Here is a 24,697-nt window from a genome sequence, read left to right as displayed (position 1 = left end):
TAAAGCCTCCTTATTGGTCTTTTTTGATGCCTAGCATCTCTAATGCTTGCGCCTTCAGGTCGTCGTCTTTCTTCTTGCCTCCTGGTGGCGGTGTACTGCCTCCTGGCGCTTTGCCCTTCAATCCTCCAGCTGGGGGGTTGTCGTCCCCTGGTGGTGGCGTGGCATTGTCCTCGGCAGATTGGAAAAGGTTCGGCTCCGCTTTGGCTAACTTCGCCAGCGCCGTCTCGACTGACTTCCCTACGAGTACGTCGTCCTCGTCGTATTCGAGTAGGTCCGAATAGTCATCTAGCGCCCGTACGACTTGCTTCGGGTTGACCGGGTTGTATTTCCCGGCGGCTTTCAGCACAGCGTTCTCGATCGTAAGCTGTTGGATTTTCGGCTGAAGGACGTCCGCGGACTTCGCTTTCACCTGAAGCGCGGCCAGTTCCTGTTCATCGACCGAGAGATTCCCTTTCTTCTGGCCCTGAAGAGCCATTTCAGCGAAGTGATCGAGTAGGTCTTTTTTGTCGACCTTTTCGAGATCCACGCCTTTCGAAGTAAGTGCCTTCTTGACCATCTGGCGAGCCTTCGCGACGATCGAACGGTCGAAATCCGATTGTGAATAGATTGGTTTGTCGTTCGGATCTTCGACTTCGAAATCTTTCGCGTCGTCGTGCTCTTCTTTCGTGACCAGTTCGTCTTCCAGCAACTCGGCCAACTGCTCCATATACTCGTCTGCTGTGATTTTGCCTGCCTGAAGTTTCGTCTGTAGCCGTTTGATGTGTTTGTTCATCGTCGCGTCTCCTTTTGCAGCTTAAAGCCCTGCGGCTGTGCTGCCCTGCGTATTCTATGGCGGCAGGGTCGCCGGAATGTGCCTCGCGTTACGGTGCGAGGGGTCCGTTCAAGCCATTCCAGGTATTAGAAGCCCCTGGTATGGTAGGGCGTGCAACAAAAAAAGAGCCGCTAGTTTAGCAGCTCTTTCTCGTCGATTGTTGGTGTGTCTTCCAGGTCCCCTGATTCGTCGTCCGTCATGAAGTCATTGAACTCCTGAACGACGTCGGCGGGTGCTCCGGGTTTCAGGTGCCAGTTGCCTGGTTCCCCTACGAAATAGGGGCTGTTCAAGAAATTCGGTTGTCGTCCTATCATGTCATCGCCCCTCTCGGTATTCTTCTAGTGCGTTCTCGATGGCCTCCCCGACCTTCCTTGCCCACTTGCGGGGGTTCGGGTTCAGTCGGTATTCGGCGAATGCCTCGGCCACGACTTCGCGATCGTTCTTCGTCGCGTATCGGCTTAATTCTTCAGCAAGCTTCTCGTCTGCTAGCGCCTCCTTGACCACAGGACCGAGGTACTTGTCTCGTAATCCGATTTTGTCGAGGAAGTAATCGATGCTGTGACCGAACTCGTGGATCAGTACGGAAGCTGGGTTATCGGCTCCGATAGGATGGAACCCGCTCGCTACGTCGCTCTTTAGCGATTCTTTGAATCCATTATAATCCTTTGCCCACTTTTCGTTAAATGAAATCCCAGCGAGTTCTCCCCACGTCTTGTTCGTAGCCTGGGCGTAGGTGTTGCCCGACACTTTTTTCTTTTTGACGTACTTCTTGATAAGGCTCTCCTTCAGCTGAAGGGGCATGTCGGCCAGCAGTTCCTTGTTTCTCTCTTCGAAGTCCCGGACCTGCTTCTCGTATAGCAGGGTATTCCGCCGCTGGGCGGTCCCGACGAAGTTCACGTCCTGGACTTCCGGATATAACTGCTGGAGGGCGTACAGCTGTTTGTTCACTTCATTCGCCAGTTCTACATCGAATCCCTTGTAATCGACTTGTTTCACGGTCAGATTCTGTTCCGCCCAGGCATTGGCCTCCTTGACGGTCTTCGCTGGCGTGAAGGCGTTGTCGATGATGGCGATCTGCGCCGCCTCCTGAATAGTAACGGCCGTTCCGACTACCGCACCGCTCGCGACCGCGAACGGGTCGAAGAAGTTTTTCGGTACGTCGGCTAACGTTTCCCCTCGCCGTAAATATCGGCGTGGGTCTTCGTTTCGTACAGCATCATTCAGATCAGGAAGCCCGCGCTCTTTGGCATACGTCTCGTAATCCCGAGCCGGGGTGTAAGTCCGTTCCCCGAATTTCGATTTCGTGTCGCCCTCTCCACGTGCAATCCGCTCGCGTGTCGAAATACCCAAAGCCGAGAGGACCGGGGACCACTTGCACCGGCAGTTCGGGTGGTTCGGGATACGTCGACCCGGTTCGCCTTTCTTTTCAGGCGTGTCGTAATCGAGTGCGAACACCTTGCCGTCGTTCTGCGCGTCTTTCGGGGCGGTCCGAGCATCCAGGACGGCGTTCCATCGCTTCCCGTCCATGATGTCGGCGTTCTGCATGTAGGTGTGGTTCGCCCCTTGCGCCGCCGCTCGGGTCATTTCGGTACGGGCCAGTCGAACCGAGTTATAAAATCCCTCGCCAGCGATGTCCTTGATGCGACGAGCGAGCCGGTTGATTCCCCAGCCCTTTCCTACACCCTCCTGAACCGCTTCCCGCATCTTCCCAGCCAGGTAGACCGTGTTCGCACGCAATCGGTCGCTATACGTCGCCCCGTCAGGAAGCCAGGGGTTCGCAAGCACGCCCATCACCACGCCCTGTGTCAGGACGGGAAGGGTCATGGCGACTTTCGCCGATTGTTCGATCGCGTATCCGTGATAGTAATATCCTTCGGCAAAGCTGTAGGCGAGGTTCCGCTTCATCTTTTCGTCTTGCTCCGGTGCCCCCATTCGCTCCACGAGGAAATCCTGAAGCTTCTGGAGGCGTTCCATCTGACGTTGCATGTTCCGGAACTTCGCTTTCTCGACCGGTTGCTTCATGATCGGTACGCCGTTCGCATCTTGAACCTGGCTGTAGATGGCCCGAATCTCGTTCTCGATACGGATGGCCACGTCGTCCCAGAAGGGCTGAATCTCGTTTGCGTACTTCACCGCCCGCTTGTCTAGGATTTCCTGGTGTTTGACGATGAACCCGTCGAGGTCCTTCTGCATACGTGCCAGGACTTTCTCGTCTATCTTGCGTGGTGGCGGTGTCTTTGCCATGATTCAACCCTCCTATCTGATCCCTTTATTCTGCGCCCGGTCCTCCAGCTGTCTCTTCCTCGTCATCCGAATCGTCGGCGCCCGTGCTCCCGAACTCTTCACCGTAGCCCATCGCACTCATGCTGGCATTCGCCTGGCGTTTGCTATCGGCGTCCTTCTGTTTCTTCATCTCTGCGAGTGCTGCCACTGGGTCATCGATGAACCAGAGCAATTCGTACAGGTATGAATCCGGGACGATGCCGACCAACTGGGCGACAATCTGGGCAATCTCTGCGAAGTTCTGCGGTAGGTTCCGCTGGATCGTGAACTGTAGCCATTCCGCCCGGTAAAGGGGGACGCTCGAAGTCGCTTCTCCCGTCAAGATGCCATATACGTCGGCTGATTCGCTTTTCTCCTTGATCCGCTTCGCATTCAAGAGGTCCGTCAGGTTCAGGATGAAGCTTCGAATCGCTTGCGAGAAGTAGAGGTCCTTCTTGCCTGCCTTGATGTCCAGAGGTGCGTATTTCATCTTGATTTCTGTGGCCGTCGCCCCGGATAGGTCGTTAATCTTCGGCGTGCCACTGATCTGGTGGGTCAGTTCCTCGATGCGGTCCATATGGTTCTCGACCGCCGTGTCCTCTTGTGACGGTGCGAGGAACTGGGCGCTGGATTCTTTGCTCTTCAGGACGATGGCCCGCGCCTTCCGCATCTTGACAACTTCGTCTTCTGTCGTCGTGACGTTCGTGAAGACTAGGAACTGGTCCAGCAATCGGTCGACGGTGTTCGCCTTGTCCGATACCGTGCCCGCTAGCTCCTCGATCAGCGAGAAGACGGTAGCAAGGTCCGAGGTGCCGAGCCGCTTCTTGCGGTCCGCGTACTTCGCAGGGGTCCCGTTCGTGAAGAAGCTGACCGGGATGCGCCCTGCGTAGTGCTCGACCGGGTTGCCCGTCTCTTGCTCCTCTGCGTCGAGTTCGAACCCACCAGCCGATTGGCTGACCAGGTAGGTGACGTACTTCGAATCGTACATCTCGACCTTCGTGATTTCACCGCTGCCATCGTCCGCCTCGACCGCGAAGATGCGAAGCACCATCCGAAGTTTGCCACGGGTATCGTACACCGGGACCATCTCCTGTACAGGGAACTCCTCGAAATCGATGTCTCCAGCTTCGTCAATCCAGCAGATCACGCCGCTATAGTACGCGATGGACCCCTGGCGAAGTTGCTCGGCCAGGACACGCTGTGCATCCCCCGAGCGTAATAGCTGGAGGATGTCGTTTCGGAACGCCTCGACCAATTCTTTCGGGGCGTCCTCTGCTTTCGGGTCCGCTTCAACGGTCCACGTGATCGGTTTGCCCATCATGTAGTCGACGACCGAGTCGATGATGATCGGGGCGAGGCTGGTCTGTAGCTTGTGGTTGATGTCGTCGCCCCGGCTCTTGTCGCGTTCATCGATGGACTGAAGGAACCCGTCGTATGCCGCCTGGTATTTGTCGACCTCATATTCCTTGATGAAGAGATTATGCTGTTCGACGACCTTCCCCAGCCAGTCGTTATGCTCTGCCACCCAACTGGCCGCATTCGTCGCCCCTAGTTCTGCGAGGGTAGGGGGAATCTTGTTCATTACTGCCATGTGTCTGCCTCCTCTCGTTATACGCCGTCCCGGTCGAAGGCTTCCGCTCTGCGACCTTCTGGGTTCTTGATGATCCACGCCGCCCGCATCAGCAAGAAGAGGCTGATGACCATATCGTCATGCGGGACATGGCCGGCGAATCGTGGCTTCGCGTTCTGTGGTACGTGGAAGTTGATGGTCTGTTGCTTCTTCGCGACACGGACCAGGTTCTCGATCTGCCACTTCAGTTCCAGCCACAGTTCGGATTGCTCCTTGTCAGCTGTAGGCTGTCGGGGAATCTTGATTCGGTCGTTCGCGACGTAGCTATAAGCGAGATAGCCGAGTTTCGATTTGTTTTCATCGCCCTGCGCCTTGAACTTGTACGCCTCGACTTCCTGGTTCGGGAAGGTCTCCTTCAGGTAGTGGGCGAGGGGTTCCCCGATTCCGGTCGCATCGCATGTCCCGCCGATCGTGTTCCAATGTTTGATGATCGCCGTGATTTGGTCGCGTACCTTTGAATGGGCTTCGCCTGTCCAGTGATACCAGCAGACGGGCATGATCGTCCCGTCTCGGTCCAGCCGTCCGATGTGCATCGACGTACTGTCTCGCTTTTCCTTCCCGATTGTCTCGTCGTTCAGGGTGGTGACGTCCTCTTCCTGTCCGGCCACGTCGATGGCGAATACATAGACCTCGTCACTCTTTGGCCCGATTCGCGTCGTCTCGGAAGTCGCGTAGATCCGTGCGACCTGCTCGGCGTCGAAGAAGCGACCGATGCTGTCGACGAAGTTCAGCAAGTATTGCGTCTGAATGGCGATGTGATTCACACCGAGACGCGCCACCTGGTTCTCGAAAGCCTTCCGGTAATTGTCGTTCCCCGAGGCGATGACGCGATGGGCGTCAATCTTGAAGACGAGTTTCGGGCGGTACCCCAGTTCCTTCTCCAGCCGTTTTTCCATCTCGAGCGATTGGTTCATCGCTTTGTAGATATGGCTTTCCTTCGTCCAGGCGACGCCCCAGAATACGGTGGTCGCGTTATTGAACGACCCCATCGGCTGCGCGTCTCGCTCCCACTTGTTCGTGTCGATGTCCTGCGCCTCGTCTCCCTCGAGTAACGTGAACGCCGTCTGCGACGCGACGTTCGCACTCGGGTTGATCGAGAGGAAGGCCCACTTGTTCGAGTCACGGGGCGTGCCCATATGGAACTTGTAGCCGTCCGACTTGCGGAATGCGTGCTTCGTGAGGATGGAACCAGCCATCCCACCACTGTCCGGCGTGTCGGCCCCTTCGAGTCGGTCCATCGATGCCTGAACCTGTGGCTTGTGTACCGGCGCGAACTTGACGCCCGATATGCGCACGTTGTAGTACCAGCCGTAGAGAAGCAGGTACTGCTCGATGAAGGATGACTCTTCGTTCTTTCCGCTCTGCCGGGTCTGCATGATGACGAACTGCCAGCCGAGACCGAGCAAACAGCTGCGGATAATCGCGTCACAGACCTCCAGCTGGTAATCGAAGGCGTCATTCTTTCGCAGGATGCGCCACATCTCGCGCAGTTTCTCCCGCTTGAAGAGTTCATCGAGCGACTGGATCGTGTTGTACGGGACGCCGTCGAGCGCGTTCTTGACGAACTGGGGGACTGCGGTGATCGTCGGTGCCCCGCTGATCGGATCGACGTCTTCGCGATATATGATTTTTTCAGCTGTAGCATCCATCCGATTTCCCCCTCTCGACGTACGTCAATTCATATTTCGTTTATTGAAATTAGAAACCCATACGCATGAAAAAAATTTAATTAGCATGAACCACAGTAAACGCATGATGAAAAGCGTCACTATTGAACCGCTCCACGGTCCTGCGCTGGAGTCTCCCAGGACGTATTCGCCTCTTTCTGCGATGCCTGGCGCAGTTCCTTGTTGATGTCATCGATCAAGTTACCTGAATCCTGACCCGTGAGTTTCGCGAAGCTGTCAACCATCCGGCGAAGCGTCTCGAGCGCCCGAGTCAAGACAGGGTCCTCGATTGTCCCAGCGTGGAAGTAGTTGATGGATTCGCCTTCCTTCACGTATTCGAGCGTCGCCTTTCGGCCAGCGAGACGTCTGCGGTTATATTCGCCGAGGTAAGACAGAATCTTCGCCTTCAGCAGGAATATCTCGTCTTCGAGACCGACTTTCCGGTCCACGAGAAGTTCTTCGTATGTGTCACGCTCCTCTGCGGTCAAGACCTTCGAGTAGAAGCCATGTTTACGAGCGTTCTGCGAGACGCGCGCTTTCGCCTCTGGACTGCGAGGGCCAGTGTTGTTCCCACCGCAGAACTTACAGCGTCCGAATCCCGGATGTTGCGTCCCGGTCCCGGCGATCGATCGGCAGACGCCGTCGCCTCGATTCTTTTTCTTCTTCGCGCCACACAGAAGGACGACCGACTTGCCTCGAATCCCGACCAGGTTCTTCGCATCGGCCCGTTCGTGCAGCTGTTTCTTCAGGTTGATGTCGTATGGATCGAATCCCTCCGGCAAGTCATCCGGCTTTAGTTTGTTCTCTTCCGTCATGTCGCATTCCCTCCCTTCGTGCGGCGAATTTCGCTATATCATGGGCATTATTCCGCCAAAAAGGGCCAGGAAATGGCGATAAGCGCATTTTTCCTGACCCTAAAATTATGTGTGTTATATAAAACCGTTTCTATGTTTACATAGAAATATCACTCTACCAATAATGATAGGTTTGTGAGTAGGTTTTGTCAAGTCTTTCCGGAAATCTTGTCCAGCAGATTACTATAATTGACCATCTCGCCGTTCAAGTCCCGATAAATCAAGTCTACAGCTGCACGACGATGCTGGTTATAGACGCCCTCGGAAATCATCAGCGTCTTCATCGTCTTCCGTCTCGGGAACTGATACACCCAGCGTGCCTTACAGATCGCACGTGTCAACGGTGGCAGGTTCTCGATTGCCTGGTCGAGCATGATCTGGTTCAGCGTGCTGTTCGTGATGCCATCCGGAGACTTCGGTCCGCCACCGCTCCCGATCACTTCTTCGACGGGCCGGTCGCCCGCTCGCAAACTGCTATAATTCTCCAGCCAGTGAAGGATTGCCTTCTTCGTGATAAAGCCCTCAATCCGTTGCCCCAAGAGCAAACCTCCTATTAGTAATACTAATAATTAAATAGTAAATACTATATATAATAATAATAAATATAATTAGTTTTATAGTTATTAATAATAATATATAAGTCTTTCATTTCTTTAGGGGGGTTATTTTTTAAATTACTTTCTACTGGAATCTTTTAAGTAGACCCCCCTCTAAAAAAACGAATTTTATATATTAACGGTTTAACCAGCTGGAGGCTTTTCGAACCCAGCGCCTCGGGCCTCGCTTCCCGAATTGCACATTCTCCAGCCAGGAAGCCAAGTCGTTCGCCTCCTGAATGTCGACTTTCGTCTTGTCCGTCAACTTTCGAAGTTCGTACCGGAGACGCGTCACGTCTGCCTGCTCTTTTACAAGACGCTTCTCGAGTTTCCGTTTTGCGACCGTCGCCCTGGCCACGTTATAGGCGACCTCCGTCTGGCGCAGGCGCTCGGCCGCCATCATGTAGTCGTGAGTCAGCGCATCGATACACCATTCTTGATCGGCGAGTAGATCCATTCGCACCTTCAGTTCTTTCGTCTTCTCTTCTACCTCGGCGAACGACGTAGCCGCTGCTTCTGTTTGTTGAATGCCGAACCACGATGCAATCGTCGTCTTGATCCGGTAGATCAGGTCTCGTGTGAATCCCATGTGAACCGCTCCCTTTGATTAATAGTCTGTCGAACTGATGATGTAGGGGTTTGCAATCCTGTTTCGCGTCACCAGTTCTTCGAATGTAATCCAGTCTAGTCCCCCTTCATCGTTCAGGTCATACACGCCTTCTTGTAAACTGACCTCACCGAGGAAATCGCTCTCGACCTCTTCACTTGTAAAACCGACCGCATCCATATAAAAATCCTTTGCTTCTTCTTCAGATTTGGCACAAACACAATCGCATTCATTCATGCGATATACTCTCATGCCGAAGACGTCTTTTTTAATTTCCGAATCGTATTTCAAATGCACGCGTATGAAATAAATTGCCTCTTTCGCTTCCCCGACATTCCCCAGCAACAATTGTTTGGCCGCGTTCTTTGCCAGCCAGTAGATGTGACGAATATCGTGTCTTGAAAGTAATCTACGTCGCTTCCTCATTACGCTTCACCATCCTCCATGAATGCTTCTTCGAGTGCTACACGGTCCCCGTTCATCTGATCGACGAGGTAATCGATAAAGTTATCGAGGTGCGATTTCTCTAGTTCCCGGCTCTTAATGTCTTCCAGCTGATCCGATACCACTTCATACGCACGGTTTAGATCATGCTTGATCTGGCGGTCTTCCGGGTCATCCTCTTCAGACAATTCATATTTTCCTGCGGCAATCTTTACGACGTCCCGCTTCTCCAGAGGCACGACCGTCAAGAGCAAGTCGCCGTCATGTGTGGGGAATGACACACCGAAAGCCTCGCCACGTTTTTGAAGCATGTGGATATGGGTCAGTGTCGCTGCCAGCACTTCGTCAGTTACTTCTTTAAGATTCATGCTGAGAGACCCGTCCTTCAATATCCGTGCAAGAACGACTTTATTTAATACCTCTGTATTGATGATTCTCAAATCTTCAATTTTTAAATTTCCCATGCTTTCCGCTCCTCCTTACCTTAATCCGCTTTTATTTTCATGCGATTTTTTCAGTTCTTCACACTCCAGCAGTTCGCTTTCTAGTTCCGTGATTTTGTCCTCGATGAACGATTTCACACCAGGGTCTGCCGTTTTGTTCCGGCGCTCCTTCAGGTATTTGATTTCCGCCTCGATGTGGCTAATCGCATAACGAATCAGGCGTCGCTTTTGTTCGATTGTCATCCCCTCGCGAAGCGCTGCCAGTTCGTCCTGGTGTATAATCGCCGAGTTCGTAAGTTTCAAGTAGTTGTTCAGTTGTTTGTGGTTCATACGTCGGCGCCTCCTATTCCATAAGTGGGCGCGTCTTGACGATTTCGAGCGCCTGTTGTTCCGTGAAGCCTTCCGCTTTCAATGCCTCGAACTTCGCTTTCATCAGTTTCGCATTCGCGGCTTGAATTTTTATGATGGCCAGTGTCGTCTCGATCTGCTGGTCGGCCATCATCTCCCACTCGATGGGCGTGTACTTCGGGTTATTGTCCGCCATACGTCGGTTCCTCCTTTTTATCAATCGGGATGTGGATGGCCCGGTATGCCTCGAAGATGTAGCATGTCCTCCCATCCTCGTCCGTTGTCTCCCGACGCCCGACCTTCCAGCCGTTTACTTCGAGCCATGTCTTCAGTCCCTTGTTCGCCTTGATTCCTGCTCTGTAATGAAGCCGCATATTGACACGGAGAGGATTGGACATCGAAATCGAATGTGGTTCTGGCATGCGCTCGATAACGAAACCATGTAGCATCTTTTTCGTGTCCTGGATGAACGTCTTCGTGATTTCGTGGTCCCTCACATATTCGAACGTGCTGCGTGTCTCCATATCATTCACCTCGAACCGACGTAGTGATGTCGTTTTTCATCGCTTTGCGGGTATTATGGTCGATTGTCATCCCGCGCATGTTTTCGAGGTGGCGATCATGCTCCTTGCGTAACTGCTTTACTACGTCGGCCGCCATGAAGATGGCGTGATCTCGTTCGGCTTTGGTCATGTCCTGACTACCGACGTACTTCCTGACTTCATCGACGTATGCGATGGACAGCGTGTCGAACGCGCTCTGGGCGCCGTACTTACTCATGAACGGCCACCCCCTGACGACGAAGCCGGACCAGCGTGTTACTTAGTACGTCGATGCTTAGTTCCATCATCGAATGCTCGAGCGATTGGTTCGCCGTGTCCTCGAACGGTGCATAGTGCAGGTGGATCAGTTCATGCACCAGGCTGACCTCGTGGTCCTGCTCCCGGACAAGACCAGCCGGGTATTCCTCCGGGTCGAGCAAGTGGATCATGGCCGTCTTTTCGTTTAACGACCACTCGATGGATGCTTGCGAGCCTACCGTGAACATCTTGTACGACGGCTTGACCGCCGCCTCGATTTCCCAGTCCTGAAGTCGTAACTCTTTTTGCCAGATGGCGAGCGATTCATTCAACTGCTCCTGGCTCTCGAAAAGAAATCCCATCCATCATTCTCCTTTCGTGAAGCCGACGTATGCGGTCGCCGTCTTGTTGCGGTCTTCGCGTTTTTTCTTCTCGATCTCGATGACTTCCGCGACGTAGTCTTCGATGTATTCGATGGCATCGTTCACGTCGGACAGGTCGCCTTCCGGAACGAGGGACACGTGGTTCGAGTAGCCGAACGATTCACCGACGTAGTACGTCAATTCGTCCTGCGACTTGCGAGAGAACACGGTCTGAATCGGGGAACCGGCCGCTTCGTATAAAACGACGTACCCAACATCCTTGTGGATGGTGCGGACCCCTTTGATCTCCATCTTCTGACCCAGGTATTCGATGTTCTGAATGAAGGGAAAGAGGACGGTGCCGTTCGCTTCCCCCACCTGGGGGGCGGGCGGCGCGACTTGTGGTTCGATTGTCTTCTCTGTGACTTTGATGAAGTCGTACGGTGCGGTCCCGAAGTCGAGAATCTGGTCGGGCTGTGTGATGTTCGTCTTTCCTGTGGCCAGATCCACAGCATGGGTGTATGCCTCATCGATGGTGTGCCCAGGAAGGGACAGCTGGAAAGCCTGCCCGCTTTTCTGGATGGTGACGTCGAATTGTTTTTCGTTCATTTGAAAGCCTCCCTTGTGAATTTGGTTAGATAGTCGTGCTCCGTGCAGGTCTTGAACTGGATGCCCTTCACCTGAAGGAGTGTCTGAAACGTTTCCGCTTCCTCGTGCAGCACCCAGCAACTCTTACAGCGAAGCAACTCGTCGTACTTTTCTTCCTGGCGTCGTGCGTTCATCATGGTTTGCCTCCTCATTGGACAGTGACGATAGTGACGTGACGCGTCTGTCGACCCCACGCTTGCGCACGGTCTAGGTCAGCCACATATAAATCGATATGCTGTCCGTTTACGGCACCCCCGCGATCTTCGACGACGTAGTTCCCTGGTAGCCCTTCGATTCGGACCACGGTGCCCGGCGGTAGGACGTTCCAGTCGGCGGCAATCGTGCGCCCCTCCTGAACATAAGTCCCGGTCGCCGTGATTCCGTATCCCGGTTCGCCTGGTTGTTTCTGTGTAGATTCATAGCCCGCTGTGTATGCGGTTATAGTGAATGACCCAGCTGGATCAAGAACCACCCCGTCAGCACCCCCGCTGTCCCGAGTGCCCACCCGATCAGTGGTCCCTTCACTTTGTCGATGTTCTTGCGGAATTTCGCTTTCTTCAGTTGGTCCTCCAGCTGTAGCATCTTCCAGTGTTGCACCTCCAGCTGTTGCTTCAGATTCCCGTTCCGTATTTCCATCTGCGAGATCTCTAGTCGCAGGACCATCTTTTCGGTTATATGCTCTCGGTTCTCCTCGTTCAGTTCGATCAGTGTCGTATGTAGACGATCGATCTCTGCTTGCTGACTGCGGTTCTCTTTCATGACCCTTCGCGGCGCCCTCGCTTCCTGTAATGTTTCGGCATACTCCTTGTCGTAGAGCGACTGATACTTCGCCTGCCGACGTACCGCCTTCATCCAATCGTGTTGTGGTCTCTGGTTGTGTGGGTTCCGGCGTCGCTTGCTCTGTTGCTTTTTGCCCATATATACATCCTCCTATGAGTAAAATGGCAATCAATGCGACCCGTTTCTTCATGACGTCAGATTTCCTTCAGCATTGTCCGGATGGCGCTCTGCCACTCGTCCGTTCGGATGGTGTCACCCATGTACTGGCGAAGAATCAGCTTCAGCAGTTTCTCGTCTTTATGGATGCGGCCATCTTCTTCTAGTAAGTCGACCCAGTATTTCGGCTTGAATGTATCGGCATGCCAGTAGAGGAAGCCCGAGCGATTGTGTTGGACCCGGTCGAGGAACTTCGGTCGCTCGTCCTCTTTCGTGTCGTTCCAGGCGACGTATTGGACCGTATAGATGAACAGATCGTCGACCGAGTTCCGGATGCCCTCTGTCTTCACCTGGAGTTCGCCGCGCTTCAGCCATGTCCGGATGCGGTCCAGCTTCTTATCGACTTCCCATGCCCACAAGGTATGTGCGTCCATCGTCATGAGGGCTTTGATGAATCGGTCTTCGTAGTCCGTGCTCTTTTGTCGGAAGATCATGCACGCCTCTGCCATGAACTGCTTCCAGTCGTCAGGACGTTGCGGGTCTTTCGTCTGTACAATGTTCAATAATTGTTGTTTGACACTCATGAATTCTTTGTCCCCCTTGCCTCGAATTTCTCTTTCAGATTGACGCCGTCGATGATTTCAATCGGTTTGACTAGGTTTTCATACTCCTGACGTGCAAGTTCTTCTGTGACCCTAGCAAGTCGAACGTCGCCCAGCTTCAATGCCTTCGCCGCGGCTTTTAACGCAATCTGTTTTCCAAGTTCATACGACGCCGCGTTCGCCTCCCGTAATTCCTGACGGGTGAATGTCGTCCGGGCTTCGTGTTTTTGATTCTGCTGTTTCATACGTCGGCGTTGCTGACGGGATAACTTGTCCCATTCGGTGTTCAATTTCTCCATAACTTTGTCGCGAATGTCTGCCATCTCTGCACCTCCTTACCAATTCTTGAAGCAACTATCGAACAGCGACTGCGAATACCTGGAGAGGTTCCCCTTACGTCGATGCTGTCGCGCTGTCTCGGAATAATCCTTGCGCATCTTGTTCACGCTCCAGATGATCGTCAGATGGTTGAATCCGCTCGAGTCATCCACCGGTTGCCGAGAGATGACCCCGACGGGCCACCCCTCCCTCTTGTAGCTTCGTTCGCTTGCAGTCGTCTTCGTGTGAATCGGGACCCTTGACTTCGTGTTCATCGTGCGACTTCCTCCTGTGCGTTGACCCATTCCTCCAGGTCCATTTTGGTGCCCCAGTCCTTGCCGACCGAGGCTTCTGCGATAACCGGTACCGGGAAGTCAGGTAACGGGGGCCGCTCCATGATTGCCTTGATCCATGCGCCGGCTTTCTCTACAAGAGCCGGGTCGTCATCCATTTCGAAAATCATTTCATCGTGGATCTGGGCGATCATGTCGATGCTGCCATGCGTGAAGAGTACGTCGGTTTCGCCCTGTCGTTGCTTGAACGTGTCTTCCCCGATGCGGTCGTACACTTTGTTCTGACAGTCCTTCATGATGTCCGCTGCGGAACCTTGAATCGGGGTGTTCCCTGCACGTCGCTCGTCTGAACCACGTAGCTTTGAATTCGTGCCGTTGATGTCCCGAAGCAATCGCTTGTAACCGTAAATCGTTTCGGCATAGCCGTTTTCCCGCGCGTCGAGGATGGCCTGACGTTGCATCTGTGGGATTCGAGGGTAAGCCGTCTTGACTGCGTTGACGATGGCCGCACACTCGTCGAGCGTCTTCCGCACCCCGTAATCCGTCTTGAAGGTCTTCTGAAGCGCGTACTCCGTCCCGCCGTAAGCGATGCCGAAGTTACCCGCCTTCGCGTTCGTCCGCTCGATCTTCGTGATGTCGCTTTCCGGTTTCCCGGTCAATGCAGACGCTGTACGTCGGTGCATGTCGCCGTTCGTATTGAAGAGTTCGATCATGACTTCGTCGTTTGATTTCCAGGCGATCAGTCGGAGTTCGAACCCGCTAAAGTCAATAAAGAAGAGAATCTTGCCTGGCTTCGGTGCGAAGAAACTTCGAATCTTGAAGTCATCGTTATCGGGACGAGGGACGTTCTGGCCGTTCGGTTTGAAACTGTTCAGGCGGCCCGTATCGGTGAACGAACTGTATCCTGCGTGGATGCGGTCCGTGAACGGGTTCAAGTATTTTTGACGCCCGACGATATGGCTGGAAATCAGCGTCGTGTATTTTTGGATTTTCATCATCTGCTCGATCAATGCGATTCCTGCGTCCTTGAACGGATGAAAGTCGCGTTTCTTGATTCGAATGGCGCCACGTTCTTGTTTCGAAATGTCCCCGTTGAATCCAGGTTCTCCGTAGTTCGCATCCGGCTCGATGTCCTCCCATCCTTCCGGAAGTGGAATGCCCAGATACTTCTCTTCGTCAATCGACTCCAGCTTGTTCTCGAGCATGAACCGCATGTCGATCAGTGCCTCCTCGTCGAGCGACGCGTTCCCCGTCTTATCACTAAGCTTTGGTATCGGTAGTTTCATTTTGTTGAAGAGGGCCCGCTTGACGCTTCCTGTCTTGCCCGTCTTGCCTGGTGCGACTTCCTCGCCTGTCGCTTCGAAGATGATGCGTTTGATTTCTTCCGATGCGTTCTCCTGTGCTTGAAGCGCTTCTTCGTACCGAGCGTTCGCCGTATCGGTATTCCACGGCATCCCCCAGAACTCCATAATTCCGATGACGCGCATGAACGGCATTTCGATGTCGTGCAGCCATTTGTCGTACCCTGGAATCTGCTCGATGATCGTCTTCCAGTAGTGATAGTGCTGAAGCCCGTAATCCGCATCCTCTGCCGAGTAGATGAATCCTTCTTTCGTGCTGGCATCGATCTCGTCGAAGAACTGGACGCCCTTCTTCTGAAGCAACTGACTGAAGTCTTGCATCGTGACGCCGAATGTCTTTTTCGTGGCCGTCTTCAGGCCCCACCCGGTGTGCGGTTTGCTTAGGCTGTTCAATCGACCCGGAGCCGCGATCTGCATGCTCCGGACCCACATCATCAACGGGTCGGCTACGCGTCCGAGAATATAGCGCTTGTATCGAGCCGCGAACTTCGTTTCGAATGCGAGGTTGACGGCAATCTTCAATGTCGGTTCGTGCGTGAAAACGTAACGGTCCATCAGGTCAAGCACCGCTTCACGAGCCTCGTCCCGCGAAAGTTCAGGGGCGATATTTTTCCCGACCTTGTGACTGATCGGGATGACGCGCGATTCGTGAGCCTTCGCCGAGATTGAAACGGTGCAGATGTCCGCCTGGTGCGGGTCGAATGGGGTTTTCGAGAAGGTTTCTTCGAGTTCCTTACGTTCCCCCTTCTTGACGCTTAGTTCCGCTTTCAATGACTTCAGCACGCCCTTGTCTGTCACCGTGGCGTCCGATTTCCCCTCCAGCTGGAGTATGCCCGCTTCGAGTTCTTCGATTCGGCTTGTCAGCGTGTCGATCCGTGGTACGTAGTACGCTCGCGCCTCCTCGCTCGGTGCTGTCTCCCAGTCGAATGATGCGAAGCCTGTTTCCTGGCACCGTTTCAGGTATTGCTCCAGTTCCTCCAGCGTCAGGATGACCTCGTAGTCTTTCACGGCTTGCGGTGCCGGTTTGCCCCAATCGATTCGGAACTCGCCGGGCTTTGGTGGCGCAGTAGATAAAACCGCCTCCAGGTGACTCGTCCCCCCTGGCTGCGTTGTCGGTTTAGGTGCTCGGGCGAGGGGCGCCTTGACGCCCGCGTTCCCGAATAATCCTCCGAGTTTCATGATTCATTCCACTCCTTATTTATTTAAATTAGAAACACATGATGCTTAAACGATAGTCTTGCTTTTCTTCTCTCCCCAGAACGCGCTGATGCTCCGTCTCACGTAACAGTCGTGCTTTCGTTTGGACCGGGCATATGCGGCAGTCTCGGCTTTCGTCATGGTGGGCTTCGTCATCGCCTCTTCGATGGGCATACCCTCTTGTACTCTTTTATGAAAACATCGGTAGTTGATGCCGTTACGTCTGGCCGTCTCGATCTGTTCGTCGGTCAAGACACGTGCCTTGTTTTCGTTCATTCGCTGTGCGAGTTCTTGACGCGTCGCCGTTTTCATCGTGGCTGCTTCTTCCGGGTCCATCTTCAGCTTGCGCACTCGATAGGTGAATGTGGCCTGCTTGACGCCGTTCGCTTCCGCTACCTCTTTCCAAATCGGCCAAAGGGGTGGCGACTTCTTTTGTAGGGGCTGCGTAATTGCCCGCTTGATTGGCATCCGTTCGTGATAGACGCGTCGGTACAAGGCTTGTTCTGAAATCCCGTTTGTTGCGGCAGTTTCATAGTGTTCCGGTGTCAGATAATAATCGTTTTCCATGCGGGCAATTCCTCCCTTTTATGATGAAGATGGCAAGTCATATGCCATACCGAATTCTGCTTCATAGTCATCGCTAAACATGAACATCATCCCAGCCGCCGAAGGCGTCAACCCATTCAAGTGGTCGTAGATCGCTTGATAGGACACTGGGTTATTCCGTGCCGCCTCTCGTACTGAACGATACTCGTTGATGAATGCCTTCGTCTCGGGTTCATATAGAGTGACTGCCCGGCTCTTTGCTTTATAGCCGGTCCGTTTCCCAAGCGTCTGTTTGTCGATATATTCCAGATTTCCTACGAAGTTATCCATCCGGATTCCGTTCTTGTGGAAGACGCCTGCGCCTTCCGGTATCGGACCCAGGTAGTGCATGGCTACCAGGTGGGCGACTTTATACTCTTTGTATCTACCGTTCAATCGCACTTTGACCTGAAGGAATCCTTTGTCTTGATATTGGAAAGGTAGGATGAACTTCATCGTGTGCTTGTAGACCCGCTGGACGCGACCGTAGTTCGAAATCAGGAACTGACCGTCCGACCCCTGTACCTCGACCCAGGCTTCATCTTTGATGATTTCATTCGAATACCATTCACGACGTTGCTTGATCGTAGGCTCGGCCGTCGAAAGATACACGCCGATTCGTTTCAGTTTTTTCTGTCTCGATGCGAATGAACGGATCGACCCATTATCTTGCCCTGTCATCTCGCTCATTTCTTTGGCTGTAGTCTTTCGTGTTTGGTTCGTCATCGGGTCATACAGGTACATATGAACGTCTCTCCTTCTTAGTAGTCGTATTCGTCGTCGATGTTGTCGAAGACGCCCAGTTGCATCGCGAACTGGATGTAGGCGTTAAAGCGTGGCGTCTTCCGGAAACCACCCGACGTATTTTGAATCATTCGCATGCGCACCAGCTGGTTGACGATGTTCTTCGCTTCGTCCTTCTCGATGGATAGCATCGCCTCGATGTCTCCGAGACGAAGATATTTCTGCTGGGCGAACAGTTTGATGAAATCGTAGAACTTGTGGGTTGTCTTCAACGTGTCGACCTTCTTCAGGTCTGCGGTGAACCGCTCGTATCGGTCCTGCGTCATGTCTTCCTCTTTCAACGCCAGGCGAGCGTAGTAATTCAAGCCGGCCCCTGGGCTGTTATAGAGTGCCTTCAGGTATTCGTGGATGAACTCCACGTGACCCGGAAGGACGACGATCCGTTCGCCCGACTCGTCCACCGAGTGGGTAAGGGATGCCAGTGCGACCGCTAGACGTGCAATCTTGTTTCGCTGGTCGGAAGGTGAGACGAGTGGGATGTCGGTCGCTTTCCCGTAAAGCTTCGATAAGGCTGTCGCGACGTTCAGGATGCTCTGTGTCGTCTCGTCCGTGAAGATGACGTCTTCCGGTTTTCGTGACCAGGCGAACAGGATGTTATTTTTCAGTGCGTCCTTGTCGATGAACGACGGGAACGTTCCGATTTCCTGGTTATACACTTCTTCCGCTACGTCGTTGCTTCGCATGAATGCCGCGAAATCGAATCGACGTATGTCTTCGTTGTTGAAGATTTCTTTTAATGACTCGACGCCCTGGGCGTAGTCCGCGAGGCGTTTCCCTTTTGGAACGTTTCCGGAAAGGATGGCCCGGACCCGGCAAGGTGTTTCAGCTGTGACGGCCCGTTTGACCTCCAGCTTTCCGTCTGACCGTGCGAGCGTCATTTCACCGTAGTCGTCTTTCGAGATGCCGGTGTCTTCATCGATCCAGATCATGCCCTTGTCTGCAAGCGGCCATGCGCCCCAGACGATGTACCAGGCACCATTCGCCCCAGACTGCTCCATCTTATATGTGAGACCCGTACGACTCGTCGATTCGGCGTTCACTCGCTCGCCTAGACCAGCGTACTGCATGATGTTTCGGATCAATTCAGATTTACCGGTTCCGGTGTCCCCGACGATCTTCATCTCTGCCCATCCTCGAATCGGCTCGTTCGCCCACGGAACCCGAAAGCGAAGGACCGAATGATAGACCATGAGGACCCCCAGCAGGATGTCGTCACGTTCGACGATTTTCGTGATATTGTATGTCAAGTCGTTGCAGATCGCCGCGAGCTTCTCTTCAATCGAAGCCGGGCTGTAGTCCGCAGGCTGGAAGATGCCGAGGCTTTCCTTGACGTCCTCCGTGTAACGGAAGCTTTCGACGACGTCCTGGAGTGGTTTGGCCGCGTTGATTAAAATCGTCCCCTCCTGGTTCTTCGGATGGGGATAGACCGTTCCGGTCAGTTCGTAGTGCTTGTTCTCATTGATCTTGACGTCACCGATCGAGTAGACCCGACGTAGGACGTATTTCCCTTCGTTGCTACTGTCGAGAAGGTCCGCCTCCTTGTCGTCTTCCGCCATCGGGATGACGAGCAATTCGTCGACGTTCGTCTGCTCGACGACTTCCGTGTTATATTTCGCGCAGTTCGGGATGCCTGACATCGTCTTCAAAATGCCTTTGATGTTGTCGTCTCCGATGCCCGTCATCTGGATCAGTTCCCGGTCGTGTACGCCGAGTTCTTTGTACAGCGTGTGGCTCGGGATGTCGAAGAGTGGGCAACTTGTCTTCTTACAGTTCTCACGTCCCCAGCACTCGTATTCGATGGTCTTCGGTACGATGTACGGAGTGGCTTTCTTCCCGGCCACCATGACCCGTGTCCGGACCGACTTCTCTGCGTAGTCCGCGTTCCCGGTCTGCGAGAGTGGCAGCAGTTCGATGTCTTCTTCTTTCATGTCTTGCTTCTTCAATGCGTGGCATAAAGACCCGGCACATGCGACCCGGTCGTAATCTTTTTCACCTGGAGTCTTTTCGCCGTGAAGCGATCGGATGAAGGCACAGCCGAACCGATACTGGTTATCGTCAGCGTAGACCGAATCGACGACGCTTCGTGTGTTGGCCACACGCTGGCTCTTTTCGTACCCAGATTTCGAACTCGTATGCTTCAGCACCCACTCTTCGAGGATTTCCAGCGTCTCCTCTTTCGTATGACCTGCATCCTTGAAATAGCAGGAAAGCTGTACGGTCGCCTGGTTTCGGTCGCCGTCTTTCTTCCAGCCCCCGTTCAGGATATCCTCGACGCAAGCAGGTGGCTTGCCTTTCTTGAAGTTGAATTCCTCGGTGTCGTATTTCTTCTTCGATGTTGCCGCTGCTTCAAGGTACTCGTCCATCTTGTTTTTGTAGAAGGTGTTCGCATTAGGACGCAGACTGACTGATTCACGTCTGACCTGGTTCGTGTACTTCAGTTCGTCTGGCTTACGTGGCTGTCCGGCAAGGTTCTTAATTTCATCGAGTGACATCGTCTTCAATTCCCCGACGTTCAGTTCGATCTTATAGCGTCGCGTTTTTTGGTGGACGGTGTTCGGAAGACGTAGCATCCGTTTCGCCGTATAGACGACGAGGTCCAGGCTCTCCAGTTCCAGACGATGCACTAAATATCCTGAAATGTGTTTGAAGATCTTATGCAGATCCTCGCGTGGCTCGATCCCGATCGCCTGGGAATTGACCAAGATGTGGAATCCTTTCGATCCCGAAAAATATACCCAGATGTCGCTCTCTGCGATGTCTAATTCTTCTGTAAGAAAATCGATTAACTTTACTGCGTCTGCCTGGCTGACTGCCGGGTCCTTCTCGTGGTCCAAATCGAAATAGAGGGGGGCAGTAAACAACTCCGCCCCCTTCTTTCGTTCTGGGGAATTAAATCGCTGTACGGTGGTGAAGCAGTTGAAGTTCATCGCTTCCTCGTTCTGGAACTCCTTGACTTCATCCACCTTGATGCGCTTCCACGGAATCCCTTTTCCGTCTTGATTGTTATACCAGGCGTCGACGTAGATAAAGTCCTCGATTTTATGAGTTTTTTCTTTACCTTTAGCCATGTTGACGTCCCCTTTGCTGTCTTGATTAGTTCGATACGAATTCGTTCGGGTCGAGACCGTAGTCTGCCGGGTTGAATACTCCGACTGGCGTGAAGTCGATTCCGATCCACTTGCGTGATTCTTGCTTACGTTCTGCTGTCGTCAAGCGAACGACGACTGCGTTTGCCGCTGTACGTGCCGGGACATTCATTTTCTTGTACTTGCCCTGGTAGCAGTTCATCGCGAAACGTCCCCAGCCGAAGCTGTCTGTCTGGCTGAACGACATGAGGTAGATCTGCGGGAACTCTCCAGGTGCGAGTGTTGCGACCGGTACGACGTATGCCATGTAGCGAAGCTTAACGTCTTCTTCCGAGTAGCGTTCCGCCGCTTCCGGGTTCTGTGCGAGGTATTCGCCGAGTGCCGCGAGCGCCTGGTCACGATCCGGGTCCGCGACAATCAACTGGCCTTCTTCCGGAGTTCCTTCATGACCCCAGAGGCTGTAGCGCTGTTCCCCGTAACCGACGACGACGTCAATCGAGTCACCGAACTTGACCGAATCGTCATCCTTCTCGCCGAAGTTCCCTTTCGAGTCGATCGTGAGCCAGTCGCCCATACGGACGAAGTCGAGGTCCAGCCCTGCGTTGATTTCGACGAAGTTACGCTTCGTTTCTTCGAGGATGGCCGAGATGTACGTGCTCCCTGTCGCGACGACCGCAGGCGCCTGTGCCTTCTCCTGTGTCACGACCTCGTTTTTCTCTACGACTTCACCTTCATTTTTTTCTACTACTTCAGTTGCGTTTTCGTTTTTCTGTGTCATGTGAACATGGCTCCCTTTGTTTTAAATTAGTTTATTCAATGAATTTCGAAACACATGTGACGAGTAATCCGTCGCATCACTCCTTTCAATAGGGCAGGTCTGGTAAATCGAACATCTTGCCGCTCGTCATGAAGCTTTCGATTTCCTGGCGCTCCGTGCGTGGCTTGTTCGGTACCGCGATTCCCAGCCGTTTGTACACCTTACGTCGGCTGTTGTACTGCTGTCGGAACACCCCGACGTTGTAATCGACGTAGTCGTACCATGTCGCCTGCTTGTCGGGGTTCGTCGGGTCTTTCCGTTGGATGCGCCCGATCTCCTGCTCGACGCTTCCACCGTTCCCCTTCTTCGCGTCATCGCCTCGTTTCGGCATGACCATGTGCCCGACCGTCAAGTGAGGCATGTCTAATCCTTCTCGGGCGAGTTGCGTCGCGAATAGGATGTCGATTTCTTTGCGGTCACACGCTGCCATGATCTCTTTACGCTGGCCGGCAGAGACTTGCCAGTTCTGCATCTCGTCCTGCGTGTAGTTCTCGACCTTGTATTTCGTTCCGGTCTTTCCGGTCCGCTCCTCGATGATCTCCACCCCGACCGGACGCTTTGTCACCCATTTGTAGCGACTGATTCCACCGTGTACCACCGCCATTCGTGGCATCGGCTTTCCGGCTAACGCCGCGAGATGGGCGACCTTGTCACGAAGCTGGAAGCTGTATCGTACGCTCTCGGCAATCACGATGGAGTATTGACCTTCAGACGCATCCAGGATGCTCTGCGCGACGAGTGTGAGGCGTGTTGGGTCCTGAATCAAACGCTGGAGGACAGCCGAGTAATCCATATCGTCACCACCTGCCTCGACGCTGTCGATTTCATTTCGGTCACTCGCGCTGTCGAAGTTGAATTCCGTGTAGACGAATTCGACTTTCGGCTTGACTAGTTCCCCGCTGTCGTAAAGATCGTCACGTTCGACCCGGTGCAGTTGTGGACCGATGCCGTTGTACATGTAGCATTCTAGCCCGTCCTTTCGTTCCGGTGTGGCCGTGACCCCCAGCATGTTTTCCGCTTTGAATCTTCCAGCCGTGTCGACGAACTGGACCGCCGGGAAGTGGTGCGCCTCGTCGATGACGACCGTTCCAATGAACTCGTTCAGCGCATCGATCAAGTGCCCGTTTCGCTGAAGCGTTTGGACCGTGGCCATGATTAAGTTGCCGTCGCCCCATTCGTGGCTCCCGTCCCCGAAAAATCCAATCTTTCCGACGTTCGGAAGTAGCTTCTCGGCTTTTGCGGCCGTCTGGTACATCAGGTCGGTCGTATGGGTCAGCCAGATGGCCGCCCGTCCTTTTTCGCTGATGTAACGGAGTCCCATGATGGTCTTTCCGCTCCCTGCTGGTGCAATCCCGACGCCGTTCTGTTTGGTGACGGCCTCGATGAACGGTTCCTGGTAAGAACGGAGCTTCCAGTCGTTGTTCCATCCGAAATCCACGCCCTTGCCTGCGGTCTGCCGACGGCTCGTGACTTTCTTCGGGTCGATGCCGCCCAGGGTCAGAATCCCGTTCAGTTGATTCTCGAAGCCCCTGGGTGCGACCAGATCGCCCTGGTCGTGGATGAAGAGTTCGAGTTTCGGGGGGATGCCCCACGCCCTCTTCCCGATACGCTTTGCTTTTTTATATGCCGGGTTATCGACGGTCAATGCTCGCGTGATGGCGGCCCGAATCGGTGTCGATGCCCCTCGAATGCGAATGTTGTGTGTTATGAAGATTTGAAGCATTCAATCACTCCTTTCAGGTCGTAAGTATTCGTCGCGCTCTCGTTTCTCGGAAGTTCGGCGCAGACGATGCGGTTCGATTCTAATTCGTCCAGGGTGATGTAAAGCGTCCCCTTCTCTCGCATGTATAGAAGCGCTTCTGCGAGCCGGAAGGCGTAAGCCTTATCAAGACCTTCGTCTGGGTCGTGGAAGCTGATGAAGACCAGCCCGACGTTGCGCTCGATGACCTTATCGAAATCAATTAACCCTTGAATCTGGTTCGGTCGGAGGTAGGAGAGTTCGAAACGTCGACTCTTCGTTCGTTTCAACTCGGCCAGGATGTTGATCGGCTCCGTCAAAATGATTCGGTCGGCAGGTCTCGCTCCTCCTCCCCCGTCCTTGATGACCATCGTCCAGACATTCGGGACAAGCCTCCAGCTTTTCATGATCTCCAGCTGGAAGTCCTCCCCCCTCTGACGACGCTCTTTTTGTTTCCCGTTCATGGCTTACCCTTTCGAACTAAGGAATTTAAGCAGGTTGCCCTGTGCCCAGGCACGCGCCTCGATTAAGTTCGTCGATTGCTTCAGGATGTCCCATCGGTCTTTCATGAGGGCGATCTGGCATTCGACTTGCGCCAGGTCCGCCTCGATGCCCGTCAATTGGGACCGGGGTTCCCGTGAGACGTAACGGCGATACATGTCACGCATTTCAGAGTTCGCAAGCTTTACCTTGCTTCCGTCGATTTCGACCGTGTTGTCGACGCCGATTTTCATGAAGGCGCCAGCTTCGAGAAGCTTGATTTCACCCTCCAGCTGTTTAGCTGCCTTTACGAGTTCCGCACGGTTCCCGTAAGCTTCCCCTACTTCTTTTTCGATTGCGACGAGATCCGATAACGCCGCGTCGACCATCGTATTCACCGATTCGACGTTCTCGGGTTTGATGATGTGCGAGTACGATCCGACTTGTAATGTGCTCATGCGTTTACCTCCTGGATGATTTCGATTCGAACTTCGAGACTGTCGACTTCGTGGATACCGACATCATGGCGACGTTCCGAAACCTCGCTGTCACGATGGTTGTATTTATCAAGCGCCGCCCCGACGTACACGAACCCAAGATTCAACGGGCTGACGTCCGTGATGATGGCATTCACTGTGTGCTTGTACCCCCATGATCCGTGTCCCGCCTTGACTTTGATTGCCGTTCCCGGCTTCAGACGTTCCACGTCGAACTGTGGACGATAGACCGTGATGGCTTCCGATTTGCGTTCCTCTTTTACTGCGGGTACATTTTCCGACCCGAAGTCGTACTGCTCGTTTTGCTCTGACATTTGACTTGCCCCTTCCGTATATGTGATTTCACGATTAGGAAGTGCCCTGCGACCGGGTATCCGGCATCGTCGTAGGTGTGGACTCGCTGGATGGTGTAAGTGCCGCACCCGGCGCAGGCAATCTTCGTCGTGTCTTTGTCGTACTGGGTGAATCCGAGTTCTGTGAGTGAATCGCTTGCAACGTGCTCGTGGCCACA

General features: G+C 53.6%; 30 protein-coding genes. All 30 read right to left on the bottom strand.

Going from position 1 to position 24,697, the window contains the following annotated elements; genetic code table 11:
• Positions 1 to 10 precede the first annotated feature (10 nt).
• Positions 11 to 772, bottom strand: a complete 762-nt coding sequence (locus KNO70_RS09795) for a phage scaffolding protein (RefSeq protein WP_214812356.1) — start codon at positions 770 to 772, stop codon at positions 11 to 13.
• 170 nt (positions 773 to 942) lie between these two features.
• The gene (locus KNO70_RS09790) at positions 943 to 1,125 is read right to left on the bottom strand and encodes a hypothetical protein (protein ID WP_214812349.1); all 183 of its coding nucleotides are present in this window, start codon (positions 1,123 to 1,125) and stop codon (positions 943 to 945) included.
• 1 nt (position 1,126) lies between these two features.
• Positions 1,127 to 3,055 (bottom strand): phage minor head protein, encoded by a 1,929-nt coding sequence (locus KNO70_RS09785; RefSeq protein WP_214812347.1) that lies wholly within the window; start codon positions 3,053 to 3,055, stop codon positions 1,127 to 1,129.
• 25 nt (positions 3,056 to 3,080) lie between these two features.
• The gene (locus KNO70_RS09780; protein ID WP_214812340.1) at positions 3,081 to 4,664 is read right to left on the bottom strand and encodes a phage portal protein; all 1,584 of its coding nucleotides are present in this window, start codon (positions 4,662 to 4,664) and stop codon (positions 3,081 to 3,083) included.
• A 17-nt stretch (positions 4,665 to 4,681) separates the two neighbouring features.
• Entirely contained in the window at positions 4,682 to 5,899 is a 1,218-nt protein-coding gene (locus KNO70_RS09775) for a phage terminase large subunit family protein (RefSeq protein WP_251030090.1), read from the bottom strand.
• Between the two features lie 572 nt (positions 5,900 to 6,471).
• On the bottom strand, positions 6,472 to 7,185 hold the full coding sequence (locus KNO70_RS09770; RefSeq protein ID WP_214812336.1) for a hypothetical protein: 714 nt from the start codon (positions 7,183 to 7,185) through the stop codon (positions 6,472 to 6,474).
• A 188-nt stretch (positions 7,186 to 7,373) separates the two neighbouring features.
• Complete coding sequence (locus KNO70_RS09765; protein ID WP_214812334.1) at positions 7,374 to 7,763, bottom strand: sigma-70 RNA polymerase sigma factor region 4 domain-containing protein; 390 nt, start codon at positions 7,761 to 7,763, stop codon at positions 7,374 to 7,376.
• A gap of 193 nt (positions 7,764 to 7,956) precedes the next feature.
• Positions 7,957 to 8,409 carry a hypothetical protein gene (locus KNO70_RS09760; protein WP_214812332.1) on the bottom strand — a complete coding sequence of 151 codons (453 nt, stop codon included), beginning with the start codon at positions 8,407 to 8,409 and terminating at the stop codon, positions 7,957 to 7,959.
• Positions 8,410 to 8,427: 18 nt separating this feature from the next.
• Positions 8,428 to 8,853 carry a hypothetical protein gene (locus KNO70_RS16130; protein ID WP_251030089.1) on the bottom strand — a complete coding sequence of 142 codons (426 nt, stop codon included), beginning with the start codon at positions 8,851 to 8,853 and terminating at the stop codon, positions 8,428 to 8,430.
• Positions 8,853 to 9,335: a DUF7446 family protein gene (locus KNO70_RS09750; RefSeq protein ID WP_214812330.1), complete on the bottom strand. Its 483-nt coding sequence runs from the start codon at positions 9,333 to 9,335 to the stop codon at positions 8,853 to 8,855. The genes KNO70_RS16130 and KNO70_RS09750 overlap by 1 nt, the downstream gene beginning before the upstream one ends.
• Positions 9,336 to 9,350: 15 nt before the next feature.
• Entirely contained in the window at positions 9,351 to 9,644 is a 294-nt protein-coding gene (locus KNO70_RS09745; protein ID WP_214812328.1) for a hypothetical protein, read from the bottom strand.
• 13 nt (positions 9,645 to 9,657) lie between these two features.
• Positions 9,658 to 9,858 (bottom strand): hypothetical protein, encoded by a 201-nt coding sequence (locus KNO70_RS09740; protein WP_214812326.1) that lies wholly within the window; start codon positions 9,856 to 9,858, stop codon positions 9,658 to 9,660.
• On the bottom strand, positions 9,845 to 10,186 hold the full coding sequence (locus KNO70_RS09735) for a hypothetical protein (RefSeq protein ID WP_214812324.1): 342 nt from the start codon (positions 10,184 to 10,186) through the stop codon (positions 9,845 to 9,847). The genes KNO70_RS09740 and KNO70_RS09735 overlap by 14 nt, the downstream gene beginning before the upstream one ends.
• A 1-nt stretch (position 10,187) precedes the next feature.
• Positions 10,188 to 10,442 (bottom strand): hypothetical protein, encoded by a 255-nt coding sequence (locus KNO70_RS09730; protein WP_214737434.1) that lies wholly within the window; start codon positions 10,440 to 10,442, stop codon positions 10,188 to 10,190.
• Positions 10,435 to 10,824 (bottom strand): hypothetical protein, encoded by a 390-nt coding sequence (locus KNO70_RS09725; protein WP_214737435.1) that lies wholly within the window; start codon positions 10,822 to 10,824, stop codon positions 10,435 to 10,437. Before KNO70_RS09725 ends, KNO70_RS09730 begins: the two co-directional genes overlap by 8 nt.
• Positions 10,825 to 10,827: 3 nt before the next feature.
• On the bottom strand, positions 10,828 to 11,433 hold the full coding sequence (locus tag KNO70_RS09720) for a hypothetical protein (RefSeq protein WP_214812322.1): 606 nt from the start codon (positions 11,431 to 11,433) through the stop codon (positions 10,828 to 10,830).
• A complete protein-coding gene (locus KNO70_RS09715; RefSeq protein ID WP_214737437.1) occupies positions 11,430 to 11,606 on the bottom strand; it encodes a hypothetical protein in 177 nt (58 codons plus the stop codon). Before KNO70_RS09715 ends, KNO70_RS09720 begins: the two co-directional genes overlap by 4 nt.
• A gap of 14 nt (positions 11,607 to 11,620) precedes the next feature.
• Positions 11,621 to 11,944 carry a 3D domain-containing protein gene (locus KNO70_RS16320; RefSeq protein WP_214737438.1) on the bottom strand — a complete coding sequence of 108 codons (324 nt, stop codon included), beginning with the start codon at positions 11,942 to 11,944 and terminating at the stop codon, positions 11,621 to 11,623.
• Positions 11,911 to 12,390, bottom strand: a complete 480-nt coding sequence (locus tag KNO70_RS09705; protein ID WP_214812320.1) for a hypothetical protein — start codon at positions 12,388 to 12,390, stop codon at positions 11,911 to 11,913. Before KNO70_RS09705 ends, KNO70_RS16320 begins: the two co-directional genes overlap by 34 nt.
• Positions 12,391 to 12,446: 56 nt before the next feature.
• Positions 12,447 to 12,992 carry a hypothetical protein gene (locus tag KNO70_RS09700; protein WP_214812318.1) on the bottom strand — a complete coding sequence of 182 codons (546 nt, stop codon included), beginning with the start codon at positions 12,990 to 12,992 and terminating at the stop codon, positions 12,447 to 12,449.
• Entirely contained in the window at positions 12,989 to 13,333 is a 345-nt protein-coding gene (locus tag KNO70_RS09695) for a hypothetical protein (RefSeq protein WP_214812316.1), read from the bottom strand. The genes KNO70_RS09700 and KNO70_RS09695 overlap by 4 nt, the downstream gene beginning before the upstream one ends.
• Positions 13,334 to 13,599: 266 nt before the next feature.
• A complete protein-coding gene (locus KNO70_RS09690) occupies positions 13,600 to 16,161 on the bottom strand; it encodes a bifunctional 3'-5' exonuclease/DNA polymerase (protein ID WP_214812309.1) in 2,562 nt (853 codons plus the stop codon).
• Between the two features lie 45 nt (positions 16,162 to 16,206).
• Positions 16,207 to 16,746 (bottom strand): hypothetical protein, encoded by a 540-nt coding sequence (locus KNO70_RS09685; RefSeq protein WP_214737447.1) that lies wholly within the window; start codon positions 16,744 to 16,746, stop codon positions 16,207 to 16,209.
• 18 nt (positions 16,747 to 16,764) lie between these two features.
• The gene (locus KNO70_RS09680) at positions 16,765 to 17,508 is read right to left on the bottom strand and encodes an HNH endonuclease (protein WP_251030088.1); all 744 of its coding nucleotides are present in this window, start codon (positions 17,506 to 17,508) and stop codon (positions 16,765 to 16,767) included.
• Between the two features lie 17 nt (positions 17,509 to 17,525).
• A complete protein-coding gene (locus tag KNO70_RS09675; protein WP_214812307.1) occupies positions 17,526 to 20,636 on the bottom strand; it encodes a DNA primase small subunit domain-containing protein in 3,111 nt (1,036 codons plus the stop codon).
• A 25-nt stretch (positions 20,637 to 20,661) separates the two neighbouring features.
• Positions 20,662 to 21,432 carry a hypothetical protein gene (locus KNO70_RS09670; RefSeq protein WP_012726059.1) on the bottom strand — a complete coding sequence of 257 codons (771 nt, stop codon included), beginning with the start codon at positions 21,430 to 21,432 and terminating at the stop codon, positions 20,662 to 20,664.
• Positions 21,433 to 21,517: 85 nt separating this feature from the next.
• The gene (locus KNO70_RS09665) at positions 21,518 to 23,194 is read right to left on the bottom strand and encodes a DEAD/DEAH box helicase (protein ID WP_214812305.1); all 1,677 of its coding nucleotides are present in this window, start codon (positions 23,192 to 23,194) and stop codon (positions 21,518 to 21,520) included.
• Positions 23,176 to 23,673 carry a hypothetical protein gene (locus KNO70_RS09660; RefSeq protein WP_214812303.1) on the bottom strand — a complete coding sequence of 166 codons (498 nt, stop codon included), beginning with the start codon at positions 23,671 to 23,673 and terminating at the stop codon, positions 23,176 to 23,178. The genes KNO70_RS09665 and KNO70_RS09660 overlap by 19 nt, the downstream gene beginning before the upstream one ends.
• Before the next feature lie 3 nt (positions 23,674 to 23,676).
• Complete coding sequence (locus tag KNO70_RS09655; RefSeq protein ID WP_214737452.1) at positions 23,677 to 24,147, bottom strand: hypothetical protein; 471 nt, start codon at positions 24,145 to 24,147, stop codon at positions 23,677 to 23,679.
• Positions 24,144 to 24,500, bottom strand: a complete 357-nt coding sequence (locus KNO70_RS09650) for a hypothetical protein (protein WP_214812301.1) — start codon at positions 24,498 to 24,500, stop codon at positions 24,144 to 24,146. Before KNO70_RS09650 ends, KNO70_RS09655 begins: the two co-directional genes overlap by 4 nt.
• Between the last annotated feature and the right edge of the window lie 197 nt (positions 24,501 to 24,697).

Origin of the sequence: Exiguobacterium sp. s181 (assembly GCF_018617125.1) — a bacterium.
Taxonomy (GTDB): domain Bacteria; phylum Bacillota; class Bacilli; order Exiguobacteriales; family Exiguobacteriaceae; genus Exiguobacterium; species Exiguobacterium profundum.
This window is presented reverse-complemented; position numbering and strand designations above follow the sequence as displayed.